Source organism: Mycolicibacter acidiphilus (assembly GCF_018455725.1).
GTDB lineage: Bacteria > Actinomycetota > Actinomycetes > Mycobacteriales > Mycobacteriaceae > Mycobacterium > Mycobacterium acidiphilum.
Window position 1 is genome coordinate 1 of the sequence record NZ_JAHCLR010000060.1, and the last position, 23810, is coordinate 23810.

At 70.2% G+C, this 23810-nt stretch carries 28 protein-coding genes and 1 tRNA gene; 19 read left to right on the forward strand and 10 right to left on the reverse strand.

Annotation, left to right across the window (positions count from 1 at the left end; all coding sequences use genetic code 11):
* The first annotated feature begins 80 nt into the window (after positions 1 to 80).
* From KIH27_RS19660 to eccE, 4 genes are read left to right on the forward strand one after another with little or no spacing between them, the layout of a single operon-like run.
* Entirely contained in the window at positions 81 to 968 is an 888-nt protein-coding gene (locus KIH27_RS19660) for an ESX secretion-associated protein EspG (protein WP_214094658.1), read from the forward strand.
* 24 nt (positions 969 to 992) lie between these two features.
* Positions 993 to 2426, forward strand: a complete 1434-nt coding sequence (eccD, locus tag KIH27_RS19665; protein ID WP_284144785.1) for a type VII secretion integral membrane protein EccD — start codon at positions 993 to 995, stop codon at positions 2424 to 2426.
* A complete protein-coding gene (mycP, locus tag KIH27_RS19670) occupies positions 2423 to 3829 on the forward strand; it encodes a type VII secretion-associated serine protease mycosin (protein WP_214094659.1) in 1407 nt (468 codons plus the stop codon). Before eccD ends, mycP begins: the two co-directional genes overlap by 4 nt.
* On the forward strand, positions 3826 to 4806 hold the full coding sequence (gene eccE, locus KIH27_RS19675; protein WP_307856955.1) for a type VII secretion protein EccE: 981 nt from the start codon (positions 3826 to 3828) through the stop codon (positions 4804 to 4806). Before mycP ends, eccE begins: the two co-directional genes overlap by 4 nt.
* Positions 4807 to 4810: 4 nt before the next feature.
* On the opposite strand, the gene KIH27_RS19680 is transcribed toward eccE, so the two are convergent.
* From KIH27_RS19680 to bluB, 3 genes are read right to left on the reverse strand one after another with little or no spacing between them, the layout of a single operon-like run.
* Positions 4811 to 6010 (reverse strand): alpha/beta hydrolase family protein, encoded by a 1200-nt coding sequence (locus tag KIH27_RS19680; protein ID WP_214094660.1) that lies wholly within the window; start codon positions 6008 to 6010, stop codon positions 4811 to 4813.
* Positions 5997 to 6893: an amidohydrolase family protein gene (locus KIH27_RS19685; RefSeq protein ID WP_214094661.1), complete on the reverse strand. Its 897-nt coding sequence runs from the start codon at positions 6891 to 6893 to the stop codon at positions 5997 to 5999. The genes KIH27_RS19680 and KIH27_RS19685 overlap by 14 nt, the downstream gene beginning before the upstream one ends.
* Positions 6890 to 7543 (reverse strand): 5,6-dimethylbenzimidazole synthase, encoded by a 654-nt coding sequence (gene bluB, locus KIH27_RS19690; protein WP_214094662.1) that lies wholly within the window; start codon positions 7541 to 7543, stop codon positions 6890 to 6892. The genes KIH27_RS19685 and bluB overlap by 4 nt, the downstream gene beginning before the upstream one ends.
* Positions 7544 to 7603: 60 nt before the next feature.
* On the opposite strand from bluB, the gene KIH27_RS19695 reads away from it, so the two are divergent.
* From KIH27_RS19695 to KIH27_RS19710, 4 genes are read left to right on the forward strand one after another with little or no spacing between them, the layout of a single operon-like run.
* A complete protein-coding gene (locus KIH27_RS19695; protein ID WP_214094663.1) occupies positions 7604 to 7927 on the forward strand; it encodes a hypothetical protein in 324 nt (107 codons plus the stop codon).
* On the forward strand, positions 7924 to 8541 hold the full coding sequence (locus tag KIH27_RS19700) for a phosphatase PAP2 family protein (RefSeq protein ID WP_214094664.1): 618 nt from the start codon (positions 7924 to 7926) through the stop codon (positions 8539 to 8541). Before KIH27_RS19695 ends, KIH27_RS19700 begins: the two co-directional genes overlap by 4 nt.
* Positions 8542 to 8573: 32 nt before the next feature.
* Complete coding sequence (locus KIH27_RS19705) at positions 8574 to 8810, forward strand: hypothetical protein (protein ID WP_214094665.1); 237 nt, start codon at positions 8574 to 8576, stop codon at positions 8808 to 8810.
* Between the two features lie 58 nt (positions 8811 to 8868).
* Positions 8869 to 9516: a L,D-transpeptidase family protein gene (locus tag KIH27_RS19710; RefSeq protein WP_214094666.1), complete on the forward strand. Its 648-nt coding sequence runs from the start codon at positions 8869 to 8871 to the stop codon at positions 9514 to 9516.
* Positions 9517 to 9534: 18 nt separating this feature from the next.
* On the opposite strand, the gene KIH27_RS19715 is transcribed toward KIH27_RS19710, so the two are convergent.
* Both KIH27_RS19715 and KIH27_RS19720 read right to left on the reverse strand, forming a co-directional pair.
* Positions 9535 to 10977 (reverse strand): HNH endonuclease signature motif containing protein, encoded by a 1443-nt coding sequence (locus KIH27_RS19715; protein WP_250150433.1) that lies wholly within the window; start codon positions 10975 to 10977, stop codon positions 9535 to 9537.
* 57 nt (positions 10978 to 11034) lie between these two features.
* Positions 11035 to 11625, reverse strand: a complete 591-nt coding sequence (locus KIH27_RS19720; RefSeq protein ID WP_214094668.1) for a TetR/AcrR family transcriptional regulator — start codon at positions 11623 to 11625, stop codon at positions 11035 to 11037.
* Positions 11626 to 11664: 39 nt separating this feature from the next.
* On the opposite strand from KIH27_RS19720, the gene KIH27_RS19725 reads away from it, so the two are divergent.
* Complete coding sequence (locus KIH27_RS19725) at positions 11665 to 12936, forward strand: hypothetical protein (RefSeq protein ID WP_214094669.1); 1272 nt, start codon at positions 11665 to 11667, stop codon at positions 12934 to 12936.
* Positions 12937 to 13019: 83 nt separating this feature from the next.
* Complete coding sequence (locus tag KIH27_RS19730) at positions 13020 to 13772, forward strand: hypothetical protein (protein WP_214094670.1); 753 nt, start codon at positions 13020 to 13022, stop codon at positions 13770 to 13772.
* An 8-nt stretch (positions 13773 to 13780) separates the two neighbouring features.
* Here KIH27_RS19730 and KIH27_RS19735 read toward each other — a convergent pair whose 3' ends face one another.
* Entirely contained in the window at positions 13781 to 14383 is a 603-nt protein-coding gene (locus tag KIH27_RS19735) for a TetR/AcrR family transcriptional regulator (protein WP_214094671.1), read from the reverse strand.
* 93 nt (positions 14384 to 14476) lie between these two features.
* On the opposite strand from KIH27_RS19735, the gene KIH27_RS19740 reads away from it, so the two are divergent.
* The 5 genes from KIH27_RS19740 (at position 14477) to KIH27_RS19760 (ending at position 18981) form a co-directional block, all read left to right on the forward strand.
* Positions 14477 to 15316, forward strand: a complete 840-nt coding sequence (locus tag KIH27_RS19740; protein ID WP_214094672.1) for an oxygenase MpaB family protein — start codon at positions 14477 to 14479, stop codon at positions 15314 to 15316.
* 39 nt (positions 15317 to 15355) lie between these two features.
* Positions 15356 to 15739, forward strand: coding sequence for an Rv0313 family protein (locus tag KIH27_RS19745; RefSeq protein WP_214094673.1), 384 nt, complete (start codon positions 15356 to 15358; stop codon positions 15737 to 15739).
* 100 nt (positions 15740 to 15839) lie between these two features.
* Positions 15840 to 16790: a glycoside hydrolase family 16 protein gene (locus tag KIH27_RS19750; protein WP_214094674.1), complete on the forward strand. Its 951-nt coding sequence runs from the start codon at positions 15840 to 15842 to the stop codon at positions 16788 to 16790.
* A gap of 373 nt (positions 16791 to 17163) precedes the next feature.
* Complete coding sequence (locus KIH27_RS19755; RefSeq protein WP_214094675.1) at positions 17164 to 18519, forward strand: PPE family protein; 1356 nt, start codon at positions 17164 to 17166, stop codon at positions 18517 to 18519.
* A gap of 162 nt (positions 18520 to 18681) precedes the next feature.
* On the forward strand, positions 18682 to 18981 hold the full coding sequence (locus KIH27_RS19760; protein WP_214094676.1) for a PE family protein: 300 nt from the start codon (positions 18682 to 18684) through the stop codon (positions 18979 to 18981).
* Positions 18982 to 18997: 16 nt separating this feature from the next.
* On the opposite strand, the gene KIH27_RS19765 is transcribed toward KIH27_RS19760, so the two are convergent.
* The 3 genes from KIH27_RS19765 to KIH27_RS19775 all read right to left on the reverse strand — a co-directional run bounded on the left by KIH27_RS19765 (position 18998) and on the right by KIH27_RS19775 (position 20591).
* Positions 18998 to 19855, reverse strand: a complete 858-nt coding sequence (locus KIH27_RS19765; protein WP_214094677.1) for a hypothetical protein — start codon at positions 19853 to 19855, stop codon at positions 18998 to 19000.
* Between the two features lie 63 nt (positions 19856 to 19918).
* Complete coding sequence (locus tag KIH27_RS19770; protein WP_214094678.1) at positions 19919 to 20281, reverse strand: type II toxin-antitoxin system RelE family toxin; 363 nt, start codon at positions 20279 to 20281, stop codon at positions 19919 to 19921.
* A gap of 7 nt (positions 20282 to 20288) precedes the next feature.
* Entirely contained in the window at positions 20289 to 20591 is a 303-nt protein-coding gene (locus KIH27_RS19775) for a type II toxin-antitoxin system Phd/YefM family antitoxin (protein WP_214094679.1), read from the reverse strand.
* A 118-nt stretch (positions 20592 to 20709) separates the two neighbouring features.
* On the opposite strand from KIH27_RS19775, the gene KIH27_RS19780 reads away from it, so the two are divergent.
* Complete coding sequence (locus tag KIH27_RS19780; RefSeq protein ID WP_250150434.1) at positions 20710 to 20961, forward strand: GNAT family N-acetyltransferase; 252 nt, start codon at positions 20710 to 20712, stop codon at positions 20959 to 20961.
* Positions 20962 to 21030: 69 nt separating this feature from the next.
* On the opposite strand, the gene KIH27_RS19785 is transcribed toward KIH27_RS19780, so the two are convergent.
* Positions 21031 to 21104: transfer RNA gene (locus tag KIH27_RS19785), tRNA-Gly, on the reverse strand.
* An 80-nt stretch (positions 21105 to 21184) separates the two neighbouring features.
* On the opposite strand from KIH27_RS19785, the gene KIH27_RS19790 reads away from it, so the two are divergent.
* From KIH27_RS19790 to KIH27_RS19800, 3 genes are all read left to right on the forward strand, one after another.
* On the forward strand, positions 21185 to 21997 hold the full coding sequence (locus KIH27_RS19790) for a glycoside hydrolase family 16 protein (RefSeq protein ID WP_214094680.1): 813 nt from the start codon (positions 21185 to 21187) through the stop codon (positions 21995 to 21997).
* Between the two features lie 13 nt (positions 21998 to 22010).
* Positions 22011 to 22583 (forward strand): dCTP deaminase, encoded by a 573-nt coding sequence (gene dcd, locus KIH27_RS19795; RefSeq protein WP_214094681.1) that lies wholly within the window; start codon positions 22011 to 22013, stop codon positions 22581 to 22583.
* 46 nt (positions 22584 to 22629) lie between these two features.
* The coding region (locus KIH27_RS19800; RefSeq protein WP_214094682.1) for a DUF7159 family protein at positions 22630 to 23810 on the forward strand (1181 nt) is incomplete at its 3' end.

Sequence of the window (23810 nt, forward strand, 5' to 3'; positions counted from 1 at the left end):
TGCATGCCCGCGACGCCGCCGAAGCCGCCAAATGGGGCTAGGCCCTTCGGGCTTGGCGGCATCGGCGAAGGAAGACAGTGATGGGTAACGAACCCAACGCCGTCGAACTCACCGTCGAGCAGGCCTGGTACATCGCGGAAACCGTTGGGGCCGGATCGTTTCCGTGGGTGTTGGCGATCACCATGCCCTACACCGACGCTGCGGAGCGCGAACCGTTCCTGGCGCGGCAGCGCGATGAACTGACCGCGATGGGCGTCGTCTCCGCGGACGGCGTGATCAATCCGGCTGTGGCCGAATGGATTCGGGTGGTCTGCTTCTGCGACCGCTGGCTGGACCTGCGTTACGTGGGTCCAGCCGCGGTCGAGCAGACGGCCGGCCCGGAGATGCTGCGCGGCATCGTCGCGCGCCGCGGCGGCGGCACCGGGGCGAAGCCGGCCAGAACGGTGGTCGCGCTGCGCAACGCACAGCTGGTCACCTTCACCGCGATGGACATCGACGACCCGCGACTGCTGGTCCCGGTGCTCGGCGCGGGCCTGCGGGCACGGCCGCCGGCGAAGTTCGACGAGTTCACCCTGCCGGCCCGGGTCGGGGTGCGCGCCGATGAGCGGCTGCGCGCCGGCGCCCCGCTGGTCGAGGTCCTCGACTACCTGGGCATCCCCGCCTCCGCGCGCCCGGTGGTGGAGTCGGTGTTCGTCGGGCCGCGCAGCTACGTGGAGGTCGTCGCCGGCTGCGCGGACAACGGCCGGCACACCACCACCGAGGTCGGCATGAGCATCGTCGACACCGACGCCGGCCGCATCCTGATCTCGCCGTCCCGGGCCTTTGACGGCGAGTGGATCTCCACCTTCCGGCCCGGAACCGACTTCTCGATCGCCGTCGCGATCGAACAGCTGACCGCCACCCTGCCCGACGGGTCGTGGTTCCCCGGTCAGCGCCTGTCCCGTGATTTCACCGCCCAGATGTCCTAGAGAAAACAAGAATAGAGAAAACCGATGACTGAAAGCCCGGTGCTGACCAGCGCCGCCATGCCGATCGTGCGCATCGCGGTGCTGTCCGACAGCCGACTGACCGAGATCGCACTCCCCACCGAGCTGCCGCTGCGCGAAATCGTGCCCGCGGTGCAGCGCCTGGTGGCCCCGGACGCCGGCGAAGACGCCGAACCCGCCGACGGTGCGGTGGGCCGGCTCAGCCTGGCGCCGGTCGGCGGTGCCCCGTTCAGTCTGGACGCCAGCCTGGACACCGTCGGCGTGGTCGACGGCGACCTGCTGGCGCTGCGACCCGTCCCAGCCGGCCCGGCAGCGCCCGGCATCGTCGAGGACATCGCGGATGCGGCCGTCATCTTCTCGGCCTCGCGCCGGGCGCCGTGGGGCGCCGCCCACATCCAGCGCGGGGCGCTGGCCGCCTCGACCGCGCTGATCTTCGCGGCGACCGGCCTGGCGAGCGCGCACCGGGCGATCACCGGTGAGCCGGCCGGACTGGCCGCGACCCTGGCGATCGCGCTGCTCACGGTGTTCGCGGCGCTGGTGTGCCGCACCCGGTCGGCCGCTGCGGCGCTGACGCTGTCGGCGGCGGCGCTGGTGCCGGTCGCGGCGGCCGGCACCTGCGCGGTGCCCGGCGGTTTCAGCCCGGCGCATCTCGTGCTCGGTGCGGCGGCCGCCACCGCGTGGTCGCTGATCTGCCTGATCCTCCCGCCGGGCGGCCGGACCGAGCGCGGCATCGCGTTCTTCACCGCGACCACCGTCGCCGGCCTGGGCGTGCTGCTGGCCGCCGGGGCCGCCACCCTGTGGACGGTGCCGCCGGTCAGCCTCGGCTGCGGGCTGATCACCGCGTCGCTGCTGCTCACCGTGGCCGCCCCGCAGCTGTCCGCGCTGTGGGCCCGACTGCCGCTGCCGGTCATCCCGGCCCCCGGCGACCCGACGCCGTCGGCGCTGCCGCAGCGCGTGCTGGCGGACCTGCCGCGCCGAGTCCGGGTCACCGACGCCCACCAGACCGGCTTCATCGCCGGCGCCGTGCAGCTGGCCGTGCTGGGTTCGGTGGCGATCGCCGTTGTGCCGGAAGGCCTTTCGCCGTGGGCGTGGTACGCGGTCGCCGGTATCGCGGTGGCGTCGGTGCTGCGGGCCCGGGTCTGGGACTCGGCGTGGTGCAAGGCCTGGCTGCTGGCCGAGCCGCACCTGACCGCGGTCGTGCTGCTGATCTGCTACGCCGCGACCGGACGCTACGCGGCCGCGGCCGGCGCGGTGGCTGTGCTCGCGGTGCTGGTGGCGGTCTGGGCGGTGGTCGCCCTGAGCCCGTCGGTGGCCTCCCCGGACAGCTACTCGCTGCCGGTGCGTCGGCTGGTCGGTTTCCTGGCGTCCGGCGTCGACGCGACGCTGATCCCGGTGATGGCGTTCCTGGTCGGCATCTTCGCCTGGGTGCTGTCTCGATGACCTTCGCGCTGAAGAAGGCCGCGGTCGGCTGTTCGGCGGTTGCCCTGACCCTGCTGCTCGCCGGCCCGCCGGCGTCGGCGATCACCCCGCCGCAGGTCGACCCGGCCGTGCCGCCGCCCAGTGGCGCGCCCGGTCCGGTAGCTCCGATGGAGCAGCGCGGCGAGTGCATGGTCAGCGGGATCCTGCCGGGCAGCGACCCCGGGGCCGCCACAGCCGGGCAGAAGATGCTCAACCTGCCGGCGGCGTGGCAGTTCTCCCGCGGCGCCGGCCAGACCGTCGCCGTCCTCGACACCGGCGTGCGGCCCGGGCCGCGGCTGCCCGCGGTCGATCCGGGCGGCGACTACTTCGGGACGACGGACGGGCTCACCGACTGCGACGGGCACGGCACGCTGGTCGCCGGGCTCGTCGCCGGCCAGCCCGGAGACGACGGCTTCACCGGGGTGGCCCCGGAAGCCCGGGTGCTGTCGCTGCGGACCACCTCCGCGGTGATCTCGCCGCGCGCCGCCGGGGACGACCCGCGCACCGCCCGCACGATCATCGACATCACCGCACTCGGCCGGGCGATCGTGCGCGCCGCCGACCTCGGCGCCCGCGTCATCACGATCTCCACCGCCACCTGCCTGCCCGCCGACCGCAACGTCGACCAGGCGGCGCTCGGCGCGGCGCTGCGCTACGCCGCCGTGGAGAAGGACGCGCTGATCGTGGCGGCCGCCGGGGACAACACCGCGACCGGCTCGGTCGCCGGCGGCGGCGACGCCTGCCAGTCCAACCCGCTCACCGACCTGGCCCGCCCGCAGGATCCGCGCAACTGGACCGGTGTCACGTCGGTCTCGGTGCCGTCCTGGTGGCACCCGTACGTGCTGTCGGTGGCATCGCTGACCGGTGAGGGTCAGCCGTCGGCGTTCACCATGGCCGGCCCGTGGGTGGGGATCGCCGCGCCCGGTGAGGGCATCACCTCGGTGAGCAACCGCGACGACGCCGGCCTGGCCAACGGACTGCCCGGCAACCAGGGCCGGCAGGTGCCGTTGAGCGGCACCGGGTACGCCACCGGCTACGTCGCCGGGGTCGCCGCGCTGGTCCGCAGCCGGTACCCGGACCTGACCGCCGCGCAGGTGGCGCATCGGATCGTCGCGACCGCGCACAACGCCGCGCGCACCCCGTCGGATCTGGTCGGGGCCGGCACCGTTGACCCGGTCGCCGCACTGACCTGGGAGATGACGGCACCGCCGGTGACCACCACCGCACCGGAGAAGCAGATCGCCGCACCGCCGGCACCCCAACCCGATGACCCCGCACCGCGGATCGTCGCCTTCGCCGGCACCGCGGTGCTGGCCGCTCTCGTCGCCGCCGTCGCCGCCAGTGCGGCCGTGGGTGCGCGCCGCCGAAAGGAGAACCAGCTGTGACCACCATTCCCCGGCCGGGGCCGGCCCGGATCACCCTGGCGCTGCTGGCCGCGGCGCCGGCGGCGATGGCCTACCCCTGGCCGACGCCACGGGACCGCTGGGTGCTGGCTGTCGGCGTGCTGGTGCTGATCGTGCTGCTCGGCTGGTGGCAGGGCCTGCACTTCACCACGATGCTGCGCCGACGGCTGGCGATGTCGCGGTCGGGCAGCGGGCTGCACACCGGTCGCGGCGCCGCCGACGACACCCGGGCCACCGCGGTGCTGCGGGTCGCCCCGTCGGACGGCGGGCCGGGTGCGCTGCCGGTGGCCCTGGTCGCGGGCTACCTGGACCGCTACGGTCTGCGGGCCGACGCGGTGCGGATCACCAGCCGCGACGTTCGGTCCGGATCCGACGCGCCGGCCCACGACACCTGGATCGGGCTGACCTACTCCGCAGCAGCGAATCTGCCTGCGCTGCAGGCGCGTTCGTCGTCCATCCCGCTGCGGCAGACGGTGGACGTCGCGGCCCGGCGGCTCGCCGACCAGTTGCGGGAGGCCGGCTGGGACGCCGTGACCGTGGGTGCCGACGAACTCCCGGACCTGATCGGGCCCAGCGCCCACGAGACGTGGGGCGCGGTGACCGACGGACCCGCCGGTTGCGTCGCCGTCTACCAGGTGGGTGTCGACGGTGCGCTCGCCGACAACCTCAACCGGATCCGGTCCGCCGAGGTGCCGGAAGCCTGGACGGTGCTGGAGATCGCCGGCAGCGACCAGCGCCCGACGGTGGCCGCGGCGTGCGCGCTGCGTACCGCGACGGCGCCGGTCGGCACCGCGCCGCTGTCCGGGCTGGTCCCCGAGCAGGGCAATCACCGGTCGGCACTGGTGACCCTGAACCCGCTGTCCGGCCGGCGGATCGACGGCCACACCACGCTGCCGGCCGGTGATCTCGCCGCCCTGCGCTGGCCGGTCGCACCGGTCAAGGCCGCGGCCGCGCGGTAGCCCGTCAGTCGAACATGAACCCGCGCAGGAATTTCGTCATCCGGCGCAGGTAGGCCGGCTGGCTGACATGCAGGATGTGGTTGCCGGGGAACCAGTGCAGTGCGCAGCGATCCCAGTGCTCCCACAGCATTTCGGCCTGCTCCGGCGGCGCCAGGCGGTCGCCGAGGCCGGTGATGATCAATCGCCGGTCCTCGGCGATCAACGGCGGATAGTTCAGCGGGGAGTGGTAGGCGGTGGCGGCGAGGAAGTCGGTGTGGTCGATCCGGCCGAGCCGCTCACCGGCCCGGAACAGCATGTTCGCCGGGAACCAGTCCTTCAGCTCGTCGGCCACCGACACCACCGGGACATTCGGGATCACCGTCTGCAGACGGTCGTCGACGGCAGCCAGCAGGGCGCTGGTGTACCCGCCGAGTGACAGCCCGGTCAGCGCGATCCGGTCCACCCCGGTCGACTCCAGATAGTCCACCACCGACCGGAAGTCGTGGACGGCCTGCGCCATCGACTCGGCGAAGCCGGACATGCCGTGCGCGAAATAGCCGAATCCGCTGAACGGCGAGTGCTTTTCGGCGCGACGCCCGTGGAACGGCAGGGTGAACAGCACCACGTCGTAGCCGGACCGGAAGAACCACGGCAGCGAGAAGAACAGCCCGTTGAACAGGTAGGCCGACCCCATGAACCCGTGGATGACGCAGAGCGTCGGCCGCGGGCCGTCGCTGTGCCGCCAATGCTGGAAGTGCACGGTGTTGTTGTGCGACAGCGCCCGCCAGGATTCGCGCATGGCCGGGTTGACCGCCGCGAAACTGCTTACGAACGCGGCGTTCTCGACGGTGCCGTGAGCGATGCGTTCGGTGATCGGGTCGGCCCGCCGGGTCCAGATCCGCGGCAGCACCGTCGGTTTCGGGAAGGACCGTACCGGGTCGTGCGCGGCGGCCAGATCGGCGTAGAAGCGCAGCCGTTCCTGCTCCGAGTCCGCTCGACCGCCGCCGGTCACCGTGGTCAGCACCGACGGGATCATGGCCGCGGCGACCAGGGAGGCGATCGCGGTCCGTAATCCGATGTCGGCGAAGGCCGATGCGTCCACGATCAACCGGTCGCGCGCGGACAGTTCACTGTGTCGGGGCAGGCCGCGTGCGCCGGCGTCGGCGCCCGCGACGTCGGGCACGAACAGGGGTGTTTCGGGCAGTGCGCGCTCAGAGCTCACCATCGGATGGTAGGTCGAATAGCGTCGCGGCGTTGCGGAACAGCACGCCGCGCAGCCAGTCGTCGTCGATCCCGGGCAGGCCGGTGAGCGCGGTCAGCGCGTCACGGTAGCCGTGCGGGATGTTGGGGAAGTCGCTGCCGAACAGAATCCGCTCCCCGGCGTCGCGCAGTCGCGGCAGATCGGTGAGCGGGAACGGCATCGCCGCCTCGGTGAACCCGGTGAACGCCATCGTGGTGTCCAGGTGCACCGCGATCGAATCCAGGCAGATGTCGAGGAACTCGGCGTATTCCGGCATCCCCAGGTGCGCGACGATCAGCGCCAGACGTGGGTGCCGGCGCAGCAGGGCGCGGATCGGGTCGGGGCCGGTGAACCGCCCCGGCTGCGGCCCCGAGCCGCAGTGGATCACCACCGGGGTGCCGGACTCGGCCAGCATTGCCCAGACCCCGTCCAGCAGTGGATCGTTCGGATCGTAATCACCGACCTGGATGTGCGCCTTGAAGATACGGGCACCGGCGCCGAGGGCTTCGGTGACGTACTCCGTCGCGCCGGGTTCGGGGTAGAAGGTGGCGGTGTGCAGGCAATCCGCTGTGGTGCGGGCGAATTCGACGGCCCACTGGTTGAGCCAGGCTGCCATATCCGGTTTGTGCGGGTAGATCAGCGAGGTGAACCGGCGGACCCCGAACCCGCGCAGCGTCGCGACCCGCTCGGCCTCGTCGGACCGGTAGGTGATCGGCCAGGGCCGCCCGACCAGCGGGCCGGCCGAATCGAAGTAGTGCCACACCTTGTCCAGCACCGACTTCGGCATGAAATGCGTGTGCACGTCGACGATCCCGGGCAGCCCCAGCGCCGACCAGATGGCCCGAACCTCCGCTGCCTCATCGCTCACGGCGTTGCCTCCCAACCGTTTTCGGCGACGAATTCACTCAGTGGCCGGCGGTGAGCCCAGTCGTCGATCTCCAGCGCGGGCCGATCCGGGAACTCCGGGACCGGACCCAGGCACAGCACGGCGACCGGTTCGGCGCCGGTCGGCATGCCGAGCAGTTCCGCCAGTCGCACCGGGTCGAACAGCGACACCCAGCCCATCCCGAGGCCTTCGGCACGGGCCGCCAGCCACAGGTTCTGGATCGCACATGACACCGAGGCGAGGTCCATCTGTGGCAGCGTGCGCCGGCCGAAGATGTGCGCCTGCCGGCCGTCGCGCAGCGCCACCACCAGCAGTTCGGCGCATTCGCGGATGCCCTCCACCTTCAGCGCCAGGAACTCCTGCTCGCGCTGGCCCAGGGCGTGCGCGGTGAGCAGCCGTTCTTCGTCGACCAGGGCGTGGATGCGTCCGCGCAGCGCGGCGTCGGTGATCCGGATGAACCGCCACGGCTGCATCAGGCCGACGCTGGGCGCGGCGTGCGCGGCCCGCAGCAGGCGGACCAGCACGTCGGTGTCGACGGTGCTGCCCGGGACGAACCGGCGCATGTCGCGACGCTCGGCGATCACCCGGTAGACCGCGTGCCGTTCCTGCGCGCTGAAACCCCGATTGTTCACTCCGTCATAGTAGAAATTATGTCGGCGGCAACCCAGGCCGCGGTCAGGGGAGTCACAGACATGAAATTGCCGGAGCAACTCGGGCGTCAGTCGATCGTCGGGGTCGGCGAGCGGGTTTACGGGCAGCCGTACCAGACACCCGACGGCGCCACGGTGGTCACCGTCTCCCGGGTGCGCAACGGCCTGTTCGGGCGCACCGAGTCGCCGGTCGGGGTCTGCGTCATCCGCGGTGACGATGCCACCTTCGTGTCGGCGGTGGACGCCAACCGGGTGCCGACGATCGCGATCTCCACTGCGCTGCTCTCGGCGGCGTTCGTCACGCTGGCGATCCTGCGCCGTCCGCCGTGGCCGGATCTGCGGCTGACGCATCTCGACGAGCGATGACGCGCTGGCTGATCCCGCCGGCCGCGATCGCCCTGTACGTCTCACTGTGGGTGGGCTACGTGCAGGGCTGGGGCTGGCTGACGACCGTCGACGGCGCGGCCCTGGATGCGGGGCACCGGATCGGAATGAAATATCCGGACTGGGTGCCGTTCTGGGACGGGGTGTCCACGGTCTTCGAGCCGACGATGTTCCGGGTGCTGGCGATGCTGGCCGCGGCGCTCACGCTGTTTCAGCGTCGGCTGCGGGCGGCGCTGTTCGTGCTGGTTACCGTTGAGCCGGTCGGTCTGCTCACGCAGGCGGCGAAGGATCTTGCCGACCGGCCCAGACCGGTGACCGCGATGGCGGCGGCGACGTCGTCGTCGTTTCCGTCCGGGCACGCGCTGGGCGCGATCGTCGGGGTGGCGGCGCTGCTGGCGGTCGCGTGGCCGCTGCTGCACGGCCGGGCGCGGCTGTTCGCGCTCTGCGCCGGTGCGCTGGTGGTGCTGTCGGTCGGGGTGGCCCGGGTGGCGCTGAACGTGCACCATCCTTCGGATGTGCTGGCCGGGTGGGCGCTGGGCTGGCTGTACTTCTCGGTGTGGGCGGCGTTACTCAAACCGTGGGCCGACGGGGGTTGACCCGCCCCGGTGGGCATCGCAGGATGATCGTGATGACCACCTCCAGTGCCGACCCGGTCGGCGCCCTGATCTGCTCGCGGCAGGGCTGCAGCGCGGACGCGACGTTCGGCATGCTGTGGAACAACCCGAAGCTGCACACCCCGGAACGTCGCAAGGTCTGGCTGACCTGCCCGGAGCACCGCGAGTACTTCCAGCTGTACCTGTCGTCGCGCAACTTCCTCAAGGACGAGGTGCCGGTCGACGAGCTGGAACGCAAGCCGGAACTGTAGCCGCGCACCTCGGCGTGGGGGTTTGACCCGGCCCGGACGGCTCGCTGATAGTGAAACGGTGCGTCGACTGCTGAGTCTGCTGGGTGCCGTCCTTGTGACGGCGCTGACGGCGGCACCGGTCAGCACCGCCGACGTCACCCCCTGGTTCGGCAACACCGTCGGCAACGCCACCCAGGTCGTCTCGGTGGTGGGGGTCGGCGGGTCCAAGGCGAAGATGGACGTCTACCAGCGCGGCGCCACCGGCTGGCAGGCCGTCGCCGCTGGGATCCCCACCTTCGTCGGCTCGGCGGGGATGGCGCCGAAGGCCAAGAGCGGCTACCCGGCCACCCCGATGGGGGTGTTCACGCTGCCGTTCGCGTTCGGCACCGCCCCCAACCCCGGCACCGCCCTGCAGTACGTCCAGGTCGGGCCGAACCACTGGTGGAGCGGCGACGACAACTCCCCGACGTTCAACACCATGCAGGTCTGCCAGAAGGCGCAGTGCCCGTTCGACACCGCCGAGAGTGAGAACCTGCAGATCCCGCAGTACAAGCACGCCGTGGTGATGGGGGTGAACCCCAACCGCACGCCGGGCGACGGCGCCGCCTTCTTCTTCCACAGCACCGACGGCGGCCCCACCGCCGGCTGCGTCGCCATCGACGACGCCAAGCTGGTGCAGATCATCCAGTGGCTGAAGCCCGGCGCGGTGATCGCGATCGCGCAGTAGGCGGACCTCGCCCGCGGCTTAGAAGGGTGGCGGATCGCCGTCGGGTTCCCCGTCCGCGGCGGGGATTGTCCGGGCGTGCCGGGTGGGTGACGGGGTGTGGCGGGCTGTGCGGTTGCGGCGGCGTTCGGCGGCGACGTAGTCGGCTCGGTTGCGGGCGCGGGTGTGGCGATGGCGGGGCATCATCGCGGTGCGGTCGGTGCACGGGTCAGCGGCCCGCGGCGGGGGTGGGGCGAGGTCGCCGGTGGGTGCGCACAGGTGCGGGAAGAGCAGGGCACTGCCCGGTGTGGTGATGTAGGTGTGCCCGGTCGGTGCGGTCCAGATGAGCGTGCCATCGGGCAACTGTTTGTCCTGCCAGCCCCAGAACGTCTTCAGAAGATGGTCACGCCGGCACATCGCCTTGAGGTTGGAGGCGTGGGTCTTCCCGCCTTCGGCGTAAGGGGTGGTGTGGTCGAGGTCGCAGTCAGCGGCGGGCACGTCGCACCCGGGGAACCGGCAGGTCAGATGGCGAGCCCGGACGAAATCGGCGAGTGCCTTCGAGGGGCGGTATCGGTGTTCGGGTGCATTGGCAGGGATTGCCAGTGGGTGCAGGGCGGCGGTGGCGGCCACCTCCGCCAGCAACTCGGCCGGTATCAGTGCGTTCGAATCGAGTGCGACGCCCGGGTCGGCCGTCGAACCATCGAGGCCTTCTTGGCGTGCCAGGACGTGGATGACCACTGGGGCTGCTGGCGGGGCGGTCCCGGCGGGGCAGTCCGGGCGGGCGCATCGGCAGGCCAGTCGGTCTGATCCGGCGACCAGGGCACCCAGGGCGTCGGCGCGGCGCTGGCCGCGGTTGCGGGGATCGTGGTCGCAGACGGTGCCGGCGATGGCGTCCAGTCGGGTGTCGAGTCGGTGTGCGTCGAGGGTGAACAGTCGGCCGAACAGTTCGGTGATCCCGTCACCGCCGTCGGTGAGCGACACGCGCCGGTCTTCGTGGGATTGGCGACGTCGGCGCACGGCGTCGGGGTCGCGGCGGGCCACCACCTGATCGATGCGCCCGTTGAGCTTCGCCCGGGTCAGTGAGGGCCAGCCGGTGATCGTCAGGGCCAGTTCGGCGTCCACGTCGGCGAGCGCCTCGGGGTCGGTGATCAGGTCGGTGCGGTGCACGATCGCCTGGAACAGCAGGTAGCCGATGTCCCCGGCTCGCAGCAGCGCGCCGACCGCGGGCAGCCGGTAGCGCATGGCCTGGGCGTAGAAGACGTAGCTGGCGGCAAGGCCGGTCCCGATCGCCAACGCCGACGCGACCTCGGCGACCACCGCCGAGGTCGCATCGATCGCCCACAGTTCCCGATCGGCACCGGCACACAGGCGCCGCGCATACAGCTCACCGATGGCGTCCAGCCGCGCCCCGGCCGACGCATTCTCCGCCCGAGCCGCACCGCAGAGCCGGTCCACAACCTCGGCCGCCGAACAGTCATCGAACATACGTGCGATCATAAATCTTGGGTCCGACATTGATGCCGGTCGCCGCATTCGCCCTGCTCAGCGTGCCAGGTAGTGGCTGACCATGTCGATCAGCGCCCGCCGCTCGACCTGCCAGTCGTAGGCCATCCCGACGCTCATCTGCGCCAGGATCACCCCGCGCAGCGTCGCCCAGATGACCTGGGCCACGCCGGCGTCCGCCGGATCCTCGGAGACCAGCCGGCCCAACCGGTTGATCGCGTCGTTCATCGCCAGCAGATGCCCCCGGGCCTGTCCACCCAGCCCACCGCGGGTCGACCGGAGGATCTCGAACGACGCCAGCGACGTCGGGCTGGAATAGCAGCGCCAGGCGGTGTCGACGACGGCCTCGATGCGCACGCGCAGTTCCAGTCCGCTGACGTCCACCCCGGCCAGACTCTCCAGCAGTTCGGCGACGCCCGCGTCGACGACCGCCATCAGCAGACCGTTGCGGTCGCCGAAGTGGTACTGGATCACCCCCCAGGTCACCCCGGCGCGCTCGGCGACGTGCTTGGCGGTGGCCGCGGCGAACCCCTCGTCGAGGATGCAGAGCACGGTCTCATCGATGATCGCGGCCCGCGTCTCGTCGCCGCGCTTGCGCGGTGCGTTGGTCTGCCGCGTCGGAGATAACATTGTTGACTTTATAACATAAATGACTTTATTTTCGGAGGCATGACGCCGAGCCGCTACGCCACCCTGTCCCGCGCCGACCTGGCGACCCTGGTCCCAGAGCTGCTGCTGATCGGGCACCTGATGGACCGCTCCGGCATGGCCTGGTGCATCAAGGACTTCGGCCGGGAGGGGATGCTGCAGATCGCCATCGAGGAGTGGTCCGGGGCCAGCCCGGTCTACACCCAGCGGATGCAGCGGGCGCTGAACTACGTCGGCGACGACGTGCCGACGATCTTCAAGGGCATGCAGTTCGACATCGGCTCGCCGCCGCAGTTCATGGACTACCGGTTCACGCTCTGGGACCGCTGGCACGGCGAGTTCGAGACCGCCAGCTGCGGAGCGCTGCTCGACGTGGAGCCGCTGGGCGAGCTGTACGTGTTCGGCATGTGCCACACCATCGAGGATCCGACGTTCGACGCCACGGCCGTCGCCACCAACGTGCACGCCCAGTGCCGGCCGATCCACCGCCCGCCGCGCATCCCGGCCGACCGCAAACCGCACTGCTGCTGGAGCGTGCGCATCGACCCGTCGTACCCGCCGGTCAAGGAGATCCCGGCGCTGGCGGTGATCCGCGAAACCCGCGCCGCCACCTGGGAGCTCGCCCCGATCGACCCGAATGATGAAGGGCTCAAAGACTATTCGGGTCCTCTGCTGAGCGACATCGACTTCACCGCGTTCTCGCACTCGGCGCTGGTGCGCATCGCCGACGAGGTGTGCCTGCAGATGCACCTGCTGTTCCTGTCGTTCGCGCTGGCGGTGCGCAAACTGGCCTCGGAAAAGGGGCCGGCCGACGAGGCGCTGATCACCTCGGTGTGCACCCGCCAGCTCACCGGGCTGGCCGGGCTGGCCGCCGAGCGCATTCAGCGAGCGCTGGATCTGCCGACCGACCTCGACGGCGCCCGCCGGATCCTGGAACTGCACCCGCTGATCAACCCGGCCAGGTACGTGCGAGCCGAGGTTGCACGCGGCACGCTCGTCGTGCACCGCTCGCCGGCGCATGACGACGGCGCCTGGATCGGGCTGTGCTCACCGACCTCCGTGGAGCCGCTCACCGCCATCGCCACCGCGATCAACCCGCGGCTGACGGTGCGGATCGACGGCACCGCCACCGACTGGACCGCTGAGCTCACCGAGACCGACGTCGCCGCCGACGAACTGATGGAGGTGGCCATCACCAAGGTCAGCAAGGGCTCGACGTTCAGGTTCGCGCCCCGCAGATCGGTGCCGATCGAGTTCCAGCCGCCCCGGGAAGTGGTGGACACAACCGTGTAACGGACCCGTGCGCCGGTCGCGACCGTCGACCGCAAGCTCCTATCGTGGGGACGACCCCTGTCCTTGAGCCAAGGTAAGAGCGCATGTACGACCCGTTGAACGACGCCACGAGCGAAGCTCCGCAGCAGAAGACGATGCTGGCGCCGACGGTGCCGGCTGCGGCACCGACCACCAGCATGCCCGGGATCGGCGGCAAGCCGACCGACTCCGCCGTGGTGGACGGCCTGGCCTGGTCGGAGGAGGACAGCGGCGCCGAACCGGTGCCCTACAACCCCGACGGCTACGACGCCGCCCCCGCCACCGGAGCCGCGCCCGTCGTCGCAGCGTCGAAACCGCCCGTCGCCCGCCGCCGGCCCACCGGCATGGGGCGGATCGCGTTCGGCCTGGGGCTGCTGATCGCGGTGATCGCCAGCATCGTCACCTACGCGCTGACCCGGCCGTCGCGCGAGGACGTGCCGTCCCAGCCCGACACCAGTGCGGTCGTCAAGCCCGCCCCGACGAGTTCTGCACCGCCCGCATCGACGCAGACGCCCAGCAGTGCCGCGCCGGCGCCTGCGCCGCCGCCCGCCGACACCTCCACCGCGGCGCCGACCAGCGAGGCGGCGACCAGCGAGGCGCCGACCACGACTGCGCCGCCGATCACCACGACTGCGCCGCACACCACCACGACTGCGCCGACCACGACGGCCGCGCCGACGACCACGGCCGCGCCGACGACCACGGCGGCGCCGTCCACCCAGGCCGCGCCACCGACGTCCACCGTGCCGATGACCACCGAATACCTGCGGATTCCGCTGGTGCCGGTGCCCATCCCGATCACGGTCCCAGAGAACTAACCCCGGAGCTAACCCCGGATCAGGGGCACCAGCACCGCCTCGGCGAACGCCCGCATCTCGGCGGGGGTCTGCACCTGCGGTGGCCCGTCCGGGGTGAGCAGCAGCGACTGGGTGAGCCGGGCCAGCACCGCGGCCAGTGCGCCGATCTGGTCGTCGCCGGTCGACCCGCCGGAGCGCTCCCGGATACGGCGGATCGGTTCGGCCAGGAACGCGCTGGCCATCTCGAGCACGTGACCGGCGCCGAGGGTGAGCGCGTGCAGTGTCTCGTCGCGGTCCACCTCGAGGAGTTGGCGCAGTAGGCGGTTCTCCCGCACCGTCGTCAGCGTCGTCGTGAAGAACCCGACGATGTAGCCGTCGACCTCCGCGGTGTCCGCGTCCTCCCGGAGTTCCCCGGTGCTGGCCTCGATGTGGGTCAGCACCCGACCGGCCTCATAGGTGATCGCGGCCGCCACGATCTCGTCTTTGGCGCCGATCCGGCGGTACAGCGTCGCGCGGTTGACGCCGGCACGCCTGGCGATGTCGTCCGTGCTGGTACGGCGCACGCCGGTCAGTGCGAACTGCTCAAGTGCGGCGCGCAGGATGTGCGCGTCGGCATCCGAATCGTCGGCCATCGGGGTGAATCTACCGCCGCGAACCGTTGCCAACGATCGTGATCAATGCGACACTCATCGTCGTATTGTTGCATGACCGAAAGGGAGTGACCAATGCCGAATCCCGTCGACCGGGGACTGAACCTCGAGGACTACGTCGGCGAGGGTTTCCTGTTCCTCGGTGCCGGTGTCACCGTGCTGCTGCAACTCGCCGAACCGGGCGTCGGGCACGGGGTGGTCGACCACTCTACCGTGCTGTCCCGTCCGCTGGACCGGCTGCGCACCACGATGACCTACGTCTACGCCGTCACCCTCGGCAGTGATGAGGAGTGCCGGGCGCTGGCCAAGATGGTCAACCAGGCGCACGTGCCGGTGAAGTCGCAACCGGGCGCGCCGGTTGCCTACAACGGCTTCGACCCCGACCTGCAGCTGTGGGTGGCGGCGACGCTCTACCAGAACGGACTCGACCTCTACCAGCGTTTCCTCGGCCCGATGGACGATGCCACCGCCGAGCGTATTTACCAGCAGTCGGCGATCTACGGGACCGCGCTGCAGGTCACGCCAGAGATGTGGCCGGCCACCCGCGCCGAGTTCGACCGATACTGGGACCGCAAGCTCGACGAACTGACGATTGATGACAAGGTGCGGGCGTTCTGCCATGAGCTGTTCCGCGGCGGGGATTCGCCGTTGCTGATCCGTCTCGGCATGCCGCTGAACCGCTGGATCACCCGCGGAATGCTGCCGCCGCGGGTGCGCGAGGAACTGCACTGGACCTGGAGTCCGCTGGATCAGCGGCTGTTCGACCTGCTGATGACCGTGCTGCCGCCGGTGTACCGGCTGCTGCCCAAGACCATCCGCTGGCTGCCGTCCACCTACTACCTGTGGGCGATGCGCCGCCGGCTGCGCAGTGGGCGCCGCCTGATCGATGAGCGCGACCGGGCCGGGGTGGCGTGATTCGCCGCCTGCTCCGGCCTGCGGGTGCACACTGGAGCGATGGCTGACGACGGTGCGTTCGGGTTCGGTCCCGACGACTTCGACTGGGTGCTCCGCGAGGCGGGTGACGGGCTGCGATCGGCGTTCGACCGTTTCGCGCACCTGTTCGGCGACGCCGGCGAGCGGCCGGGCTGGGCCGGTCTGCTGGCCGATCTGGCCCGCACGGCACGGTCCGGGCCGCCGACCGCCGGGGAGACCGGCGACGGGGTGTGGGCCATCTTCACCGTCGGTGACGACGGCAGCGCGCGCGTCGAGCAGGTGTATGCCACCGAGATCGAGGCGCTGCGGGCCAATCAGCGCTCCACCGACGTCCGTCGAAAGGTACGTTTCCTGCCTTACGGAATTGCCGTCGGTGTGCTTGATGACACAGACGAGCCAACCTAACTGGTTGACGGACCGTAAGCCCCAATTCGGGCTGTGACACTGTCCGACCGTGATGGTGTCGCGTCGCGCGGACATGGTTTAGTTGCCAACTGTGCCTGAGATGAACCGTCGCCACGCCATGTTGATGATGGGTATCGGTGCCGCGGCTGTCGCCGCCCCACTGCCGAAGGCCCTCGCGATCCCCGAGCCCCCCGGTGCGCCCGGCGACCCCGGACAACCGCCCGCTGCGCCGCCGGACCCGGCCGGGCCGCCCGCGGCCGGCCCCACCCCCGCACCCCCGGCCGCACCCCCGACGCCCGCACCGCCTGCCGCCGGCGTACCGGCCGGCGGGTACCTGTGGCACGACGAATTCGACGGCCCGGCCGGCTCGTCCCCGGACCGCTCGAAGTGGACGATCTCCAACCACCGCAGCCCGATCAAGAACCCGGTCGGCTTCGACCGGCCGCAGTACTTCTACCAGTACCGGGACAACCGGCAGAACGTGTTCGTCGACGGCAAGTCCAACCTCGTCATCCGCGCCACCCAGGAGCGCAATACGTACTTCGGCGGCCTGGTGCACGGCAACTGGCGCGGTGGCATCGGCACCACCTGGGAAGCCCGGATCAAGCTGAACTGCCAGACCGCCGGCTGCTGGCCCGCCTGGTGGCTGTCCAACGACGACCCCGGCCGCAGCGGTGAGATCGACCTGATGGAGTGGTACGGCAACGGCGACTGGCCGTCGGGCACCACCGTGCACGCTAACCCCTACGGGTCCGCGTTCGAGACCTTCCCGATCCCGGTGGACGGCAACTGGCACAACTGGCGGGTCACCTGGAACCAGAGCGGCATGTACTTCTGGCAGGACTACGTCGAGGGCATGCAGCCCTACTTCACCGTGCCGGCGACCGGCATCGAGAACCTCGACGAGCCGATCCGCGAGTGGCCGTTCAACGACCCCGGCTACACCGTGTTCCCGATCCTGAACCTCGCGGTCGGCGGTACCGGTGGCGGCGACGCCCGCGACGGCACCTACCCGGCGGAGATGCTGATCGACTGGGTGCGGGTTTTCTGACCCTCCCCTTTCGCGCGACCGTGCAGAGTTGACCACCCCCACCTGGGGATTCGGCGGTCAACTCTGCACCGTCGCGGGTTTTGCCACCGGTTGTCCGGTGAGCCAGGCGATCCCGCTCCGGATCGACAAAACGTCTATGCGAGTCGTGGGCGATGCCCTAGAGTTCGAACTTAGGTGGGGACACCGATCATCGAGGCTCGAAGTCAATCGGTTGCGCACTCCTCGCCCGAGTTTTTAGGGGTGTCAGCACGTGAATCTCCGTATGCCTTTCCCGCTCGTATCGACCGGACGTGCCCGACGGCGAGCGTCGACGACACAGTGCGACTGAAAACCATGATCGTGGCTGCCTAAACCCGGACCAGCGAGGCTGATCATGGCTGGTTTTGCGGGGTTGTCTCCGGAGGTTGTGTCGGGGCGGTTGTATGCGGGTGCGGGTGTGGGGTCGTTGGTGGGGGCGGCTGCGGCGTGGGATCGGGTTGCGGCGCAGTGGGGTTCGGCGGTGGTGTCGTATCGGTCGGTGGTTGCTGAGTTGACTGGTGGGTCGTGGGGGGGTGTGGCTGCGGAGTCGATGGCGGGTGCGGCGTCGGAGTTTGTGGGGTGGATGCAGGCGGTGGCGTTGGGGGCGGAGGAGACGGCTGGTCGGGTGCGGTTGGCGGTGGCGGCGTTTGAGGAGGCGTTTGCGGCGGTGGTGCCGCCGTCGGTGGTGGCGGCGAATCGGTTGGAGTTGGCGTCGTTGGTGGCGGGCAATGTTTTTGGGCAGAATTCGGCGTTGATTGGGGTTAATCAGGCGGAGTACGGGCAGATGGCGGCGCAGGATGTTGCGGCGATGTCTGCGTATGCGGCGGCGGCGGCTGCGGCGACGGTGTTGCCGTCGTTTCCACCACCGCCGCAGACCACGAAATCCGCTGCTACCGGAACGCAGGCCGCACCCGCAGCCGCATCGTCCGCGCAAGGCACGCTCGCCGACCTGTTGCAGTCGAACCCGCTGGAGCAGTTCTTGAACAACCCGCTGTTCCAGGGCGTTGAGCAACTCAGCCAGAAGTTCTCGGGTTTCACCGATTTCGCGGGCGCACAGGGACTCGGTGTCGCCGGCATCCTGCTCGGCGGACCGGTCTTCCCGGTGCAGGGCGCCGTGGCGGCCGCGCAGGTCTACGCCGCGGTCATGGCCGGCACACCCGCGCTGGCGTCGTCGACGTCGGGGGGCGCACCGGGGTTCATGCTGGCCGGTTCGTCGGCGCCGACGGTGGGTGCCGCCGGACCGGCAGTCGCGGCCGCCACCGAGGTGTCGGCCGGTCTGGGCCGGGCGACATCGCTTGGCGGGCTGTCGGTTCCACCATCCTGGGCTGCGCCGGCCCTGGGAAGCGGGCTCACCGCCGGCGCGCTACCAGTCGGTGGGGTGCCGAGTCTCGCGGCCGCACCGAGCACCGGGCTACCCGCACCCGCGGGTCTGATCGGCGGTGTTCCGCCGGTGGGCGGCGTGGTCAACGCACCGAGATACGGCGAATCCCCGGCGAAGGCCGGGCCTCCGGCGGCGCCGCGGATTGCCGGCGCACCTGCGCCAGACGCCGTCGCATCGGCACAGCCGGTGTTTGCGGCGGGTGCCCCAGCGGTATCGAGTGAACGAGAGGAGTTGAACAGGATGCGTGAGGCGGTCGCCGAACTGCGGAAGACACGAGAAGCACTCAAGCGGTCGGCAGCCGACATGATCAGAGAAGCCAGACGCCGGTAGGCATCGCCGTCATCCGATGCGCACCGCAGCGTCTCCGCCCGAACCCGAGGAGGCCCCACCCGAACCCATGGCAGTCGATCCGGCGCGAGCCCCGCCAGGGCTGACGACAACCGAATCGACCTCGAACCCACCATCCCAACGATCGCCTAGGAGAAGAAGCGGATGTCTTTTGTGACCACCCAGCCCGAGATGTTGAACACGGCGGCCAACAGCCTGCACGGCATCGGCACCGCGGTGAACAGTGAGAACGCGGCTGCGGCTGGACCGACCACCGGACTGTTGCCACCGGGTGCCGACGAGGTGTCGGCGGTGACCGCGGCGCGGTTCGTGGCGCATGCGCAGATGTATCAGGCGATCTGTGCACAGGCCGCCGCGATTCATGAGCAGTTCGTCTCGACGCTGGCCGCCAGCGGCAATTCCTACGCGGCCACCGAGGCGGCCAACGCCGCGGCAGCCGGCTGATCGGCTGGATGGCCGGCTACGCCGCCGGATGTTCGGTGAGCCAGTCGATCCCGCTCCGGATCGACCGGGCCAGTGCGTCGCGCTCGCCGAAGTAGCCGGCGATCGCGCCCAGGCCGGGTAGCGCACCCAGGCGCTGGTACAGCTTCTTCGGTTGCGGTCGCTTGGCAACCTCCTCGAACGTCGCCCGCAGGATCCCGGCGAGCTGCCAGGCCGTCCTGGTGATCGCCACCGGCGCCGACGACGTGATGGCCGCCAACGGTTTCCAACCTGGCGGTGGGGATTCCGGGAGCGATTCCGGGGCGGTGTGCGGCTGCACATCCAGGTCCGCGGGCAGCGGCCGCCGGCACAGCACCTCGGCGAGCAGGCGCACCTGCTCGCGCTGGTCGGTGACGCCGTACTCGCGGGCGACGGCGCACAGGATGACGGCGTGGTTGACGAAACCCGCCAACTCGCCGACCGGCACCACCCGGGCCAGCCAGCCGAACGCCCCCGGTGAGGCCACCACGAGCGTGTTCAGCCCGCCGACGCGGTGCACCCACCAGTGGATCCGCTGGTCGCGGTCCATCCGGTCCCAGGCGGCGGTGCCGGGCAGGTCGACGGCGTTGATCAGCTTCGCCCCGGCGTTCCGGGCGCGGTCGGCGACGCCGGGCGTGCGGCCGGCCTGGCGACGACGACGCCACAACCGCAGCCGGCGGACGCGGTCACGCAGCCGACGAGGTGGGTGCAGCAGCCGGTGAGTGCGCCGGCGCAGCCCGATCGGGTCGGCCTCCGAGAGCAGGTCGAGCAGCGGGTTGATGACCGCGACCGCGCGGCCCAGCGCATCGGCGACTTCGGCGTCGGTCAACGTGGCGTGCGGCTTCGGCAGGAGACCCATACCGGTGATTGTGACGGGTGGGGTTCAACCGTGGAGCCGATGACGGGAATCGAACCCGCGTATTCAGCGCCCCATGATTGCGGTGAGCAGGTTCGTCAGTTCTGTCCGCTGAGCACTGTCGGCGAGTAGGCGCAGTCGGGCGAGCGCCAGTTCGTGGCACTGAGACTCGGAACGGGCTGCCACCACAACCACGACCGCCAGGGTGTCACCATCGGCCGCGAAGACTGCGCGATAGGCCTTCTTCGGGCCCACTCGCAGCTTCCGGAGCCCGGTCAGGTTGCTGGTGTCGCGGGCGCGGAGTGGCGCGCCGCGGTCGGCCGGTGCGGTCTTGAGCTTCTGCAAATCTTTCAGCACTCGGGTCCGGACCGAGCCGTCGAGCCGGCGGATGTCGTTCTTGGCATCGTCGGTCAACTCGACACGTGCCATGCGTGCCCTACTCGTCCTCGTCGTCGAGTGCGGCCACTTCAGCGGTCAGGTTGAGTTCCCGGATGAACTCGTCGAGTTCGGTCCGCCTGCCGTTGTCCGTCGCGATGCGGGTCAGTGCGAGCGTCAACAGCGCCAGGTTCTCTTCCCGCTCCTCCAGATCTTGGAGACGTTCGATGCCGACCAGTGCGGCGGTGGGGCGGTTGTTCTTCGAGATGATCACGTCGCGGCCCTGCGCGGCCTCGGCCACCAGGCGTGAGCTGCTGTTCGCCAGTTCGGTGACGCCGACGATGTCGCGGTGATCGATCATCATGGGGACAATCCTATGTTGAATTGTGGCTAGTTGCCCGATGTTCGCGTAGTGGGCGTCGAATGTTCGACTGGAGAACGGTGTCGAACCCAGTGATTCCACAACCGTTCCATGCTTTCTGTTGGCCAGGCTGGCTGTAGACGCTGAGTGGCAGGGGCGCGGTCTGGGCTGGGGGCTGTTGCAGGATGTGTTGCGCCGCGTGTTGCTTCTGTCAGAGTCGGTCGCTGCGCCAGCACTACTCGTTCATGCTCGCGACGACGCTGCCCGGAGGTTCTACCTGCATCACGTCGAATTCCTGGCGTCGCCGATCGATCCGCTGCATCTGCTGCTGCCGACCAAGGCCATCGCCGCAGCGATTCGCGGTGATGTCTGAGTTGGCACACCGTGGCCCACCGAGCATGTGCGCAGTGCCGTGGCTGACGGCGTATTGCCTGCTAGATCCTGGAGCCGATGACGGGAATCGAACCCGCGTATTCAGCTTGGGAAGCTGATGTTCTGCCATTGAACTACATCGGCGCTGGTGCCCCAAGGGACCTAGGAAGGCTAGCACCCGCCGTGTGGACCCTCACCGGGACCGGCTGTGGTTTCATCGGGTCATGGCCGAGATGGATCGACGCAGGATGCTGTTGACGACCGGGATCGGCCTGCTGGCCGGTGCGGTGCTGGTTGCGGAGCCCAAGGCGCAGCCCAAAGCCAATGCGGACCCGTCGGGAACCACCTACTTCTTCCAGGACGAGTTCGACGGCCCCGCCGGCTCCGCGCCGGACTCGTCGAAGTGGACCGTGGCCACCGCCCGGGAGACGATGAAGGACCCGACGTACTGGGAGCTGCCCGAGAACGTCGGGCAGTACCGCGACGACCGGCGCAACGTGTTCCTGGACGGCAAGTCCAACCTGGTGATCCGCGCCGACAAGGACGGCTCCACCTATTACGGCGGCAAGCTGCAGGGCAAGTACCACGGCGGGGTCGGGAAGACCTGGGAGGCGCGGATCAAGTTCGACTGCCTCACCCCGGGCTGCTGGCCGGCGTGGTGGCTGGGCAACGACGACCAGGGCGAGATCGACATCGTCGAGTGGTACGGCAACGGCAGTTGGCCGTCGGCGACCACAGTGCACGCCAAGGCCAATGGCTCGCAGTGGGAGACCCACCAGATCAGCCTGGACAGCGGCTGGCACACCTGGCGCTGCGGCTGGGACAGGTCGGGGATGAAGTTCTGGCAGGACTATGCCGACGGCAAGGCGCCCTACTTCACCGTGTCGGCCGACTCGATGCCCGACTGGCCGTTCAACAACACCGGCTACGCGGTGTACCCGGTGCTCAACCTGGCGGTCGCCGGTTCCGGCGGCGGGGATCCGTCCGGCGGCAAGTACCCGGCGCAGATGCTCGTCGACTGGGTCCGGGTCTGGTAGCTACAGTCTTCGGATGCTGCTCTCCGACCGCGACCTGCGCGCCGAGATCGCCGCGGGCCGACTCGGTATCGACCCGTTCGACGACGCGCTGGTCCAGCCGTCCAGCGTCGACGTTCGGCTGGACAGCCTGTTCCGGGTGTTCAACAACACCCGCTACACCCACATCGACCCGGCGAAGCAGCAGGACGAACTGACCACGCTCGTCGAACCCGGCGAGGGCGAACCGTTCGTGCTGCACCCCGGCGAGTTCGTGCTCGGCTCCACCCTGGAGTGCTGCACACTCCCGCACGACCTGGCCGGGCGACTGGAGGGCAAGTCCAGCCTGGGCCGGCTGGGGCTGCTGACGCACTCGACGGCCGGGTTCATCGACCCGGGGTTCTCCGGGCACATCACGCTGGAACTGTCTAACGTGGCGAACCTGCCGATCACGCTCTGGCCGGGGATGAAGATCGGCCAGCTGTGCCTGTTGCGGCTGACCAGTCCGGCGGAGCACCCCTACGGCAGCACCCGGGTAGGGTCGAAATATCAGGGCCAGCGCGGGCCGACGCCGTCCCGCTCCTACCAGAATTTCATCAAGTCCGACTAGATTCACGGACGGTGATGGCCGCGCGAGACGCGGCGACGGAGGTTTCATGGACATCGTTCTCGGTGTGTCGATGGCGCCCTCAGCGGTCCGCATGGTGCTCGTGGAGGGCGAGGCGGCGGACGGTGTGACGGTCGACCACGACGATTTCGGCATCGACAGGGCAGCCCGCGGTGGCGCCCCGGAGCGGGTGGTGGAGGCCATTCTGGGCACCCGTGAGGGCGCCCGGGAAGGCGGCTACCAGCTGAGTTCGACCGGGGTGACCTGGAGTGACCCCGCGGAGGCGGCGACGCTGCGTCAGGCGCTGGTTGCCCACAAGATCGAGAACGTCATGCTGGTCTCGGCGTTCCTGGCCGCCGCGGCGCTCGCCCAGTCGGTCGGCAACGCCACCCGTTATGCCCGCACCGGCCTGCTGTTCGTCGAACCGGATGCCGCCACCCTGGCGGTGGTCGACTCCGACGACGGCTCGATCAGCGAGATTCACCGGCAGCCGCTGCCCCCCGACGACAACCGCGCCGTGGCGCAACTGGCGGCGATGGCCAGCGGCGCGCAGCAGCTGGCGTCGCGTCCCGACGGGCTGTTCGTGGTCGGCTCCGGCGGCGTGAACGTCGCGATGATCAAACCTGAGCTGGAGAAGGCCAGCGCGCTGCCGGTCAGTGCCCCGGAGGAGCCGGAGATGGCGCTGGCGCGGGGTGCGGCGCTGGCCAGCGCGCACGCTCCGCTGTTCTCCTCCTCGACCCGGGCGATGGCGTGGGCGCAGGATCCCGGCACCGGTGTGGTGGACCCGGCGCTGCTCAACGCCGCCTACGCCTACGTGCCTGAGCCCACGATCGACCACACCGGTGGGGTGGCGCTGGCCTACAGCGCGGTGCCGGACGGGCCGGAGAGCGGTTACCTGCCGATGGCGGACCCGGGCGACGTCATCGACTCCCCGGAACTCGTCGACTCCCGGATGCTGAATTTCAGCGCGGTCGCTGAGCCCCACAGCGTCCGCAACCCGACGCTGATCACCGCCGGGGTGGCGGCCCTGTTCGTCGTCGGGGTGCTGACGCTGGTGATCACGCTGGCGGTGAGCATGCGCTCGTCGGACGATCACCGCTCCGACGTGCGCGCGCACGTCGTCACCCACCAGACGCCGCCGCCGGCCGCGCCGAAGAAGCCACCGGCCGCGCCGCCGCCCGCCCCGGCTGCGGTGCCGGCACCGGCGCCCGCACCGGAGGCCCCCGCGCC

Excerpts from the sequence above, each read along its gene's own strand:
- KIH27_RS19740 (WP_214094672.1), top strand. The coding sequence starts at position 14,477 with ATGCCGAATCCCGTCGACCGGGGACTGAACCTCGAGGACTACGTCGGC.
- KIH27_RS19770 (WP_214094678.1), bottom strand. The coding sequence starts at position 20,281 with ATGGCACGTGTCGAGTTGACCGACGATGCCAAGAACGACATCCGCCGG.
- KIH27_RS19660 (WP_214094658.1), top strand. The coding sequence starts at position 81 with ATGGGTAACGAACCCAACGCCGTCGAACTCACCGTCGAGCAGGCCTGG.
- KIH27_RS19765 (WP_214094677.1), bottom strand. The coding sequence starts at position 19,855 with ATGGGTCTCCTGCCGAAGCCGCACGCCACGTTGACCGACGCCGAAGTC.
- KIH27_RS19705 (WP_214094665.1), top strand. The coding sequence starts at position 8,574 with ATGACCACCTCCAGTGCCGACCCGGTCGGCGCCCTGATCTGCTCGCGG.
- KIH27_RS19760 (WP_214094676.1), top strand. The coding sequence starts at position 18,682 with ATGTCTTTTGTGACCACCCAGCCCGAGATGTTGAACACGGCGGCCAAC.
- KIH27_RS19720 (WP_214094668.1), bottom strand. The coding sequence starts at position 11,625 with ATGTTATCTCCGACGCGGCAGACCAACGCACCGCGCAAGCGCGGCGAC.
- KIH27_RS19730 (WP_214094670.1), top strand. The coding sequence starts at position 13,020 with ATGTACGACCCGTTGAACGACGCCACGAGCGAAGCTCCGCAGCAGAAG.
- KIH27_RS19735 (WP_214094671.1), bottom strand. The coding sequence starts at position 14,383 with ATGGCCGACGATTCGGATGCCGACGCGCACATCCTGCGCGCCGCACTT.
- KIH27_RS19750 (WP_214094674.1), top strand. The coding sequence starts at position 15,840 with ATGAACCGTCGCCACGCCATGTTGATGATGGGTATCGGTGCCGCGGCT.
- KIH27_RS19680 (WP_214094660.1), bottom strand. The coding sequence starts at position 6,010 with ATGGTGAGCTCTGAGCGCGCACTGCCCGAAACACCCCTGTTCGTGCCC.
- KIH27_RS19755 (WP_214094675.1), top strand. The coding sequence starts at position 17,164 with ATGGCTGGTTTTGCGGGGTTGTCTCCGGAGGTTGTGTCGGGGCGGTTG.
- KIH27_RS19790 (WP_214094680.1), top strand. The coding sequence starts at position 21,185 with ATGGCCGAGATGGATCGACGCAGGATGCTGTTGACGACCGGGATCGGC.
- KIH27_RS19745 (WP_214094673.1), top strand. The coding sequence starts at position 15,356 with ATGGCTGACGACGGTGCGTTCGGGTTCGGTCCCGACGACTTCGACTGG.
- eccD (WP_284144785.1), top strand. The coding sequence starts at position 993 with ATGACTGAAAGCCCGGTGCTGACCAGCGCCGCCATGCCGATCGTGCGC.
- KIH27_RS19695 (WP_214094663.1), top strand. The coding sequence starts at position 7,604 with ATGAAATTGCCGGAGCAACTCGGGCGTCAGTCGATCGTCGGGGTCGGC.
- mycP (WP_214094659.1), top strand. The coding sequence starts at position 2,423 with ATGACCTTCGCGCTGAAGAAGGCCGCGGTCGGCTGTTCGGCGGTTGCC.
- dcd (WP_214094681.1), top strand. The coding sequence starts at position 22,011 with ATGCTGCTCTCCGACCGCGACCTGCGCGCCGAGATCGCCGCGGGCCGA.
- KIH27_RS19700 (WP_214094664.1), top strand. The coding sequence starts at position 7,924 with ATGACGCGCTGGCTGATCCCGCCGGCCGCGATCGCCCTGTACGTCTCA.
- KIH27_RS19725 (WP_214094669.1), top strand. The coding sequence starts at position 11,665 with ATGACGCCGAGCCGCTACGCCACCCTGTCCCGCGCCGACCTGGCGACC.
- KIH27_RS19715 (WP_250150433.1), bottom strand. The coding sequence starts at position 10,977 with ATGTTCGATGACTGTTCGGCGGCCGAGGTTGTGGACCGGCTCTGCGGT.
- KIH27_RS19775 (WP_214094679.1), bottom strand. The coding sequence starts at position 20,591 with ATGATGATCGATCACCGCGACATCGTCGGCGTCACCGAACTGGCGAAC.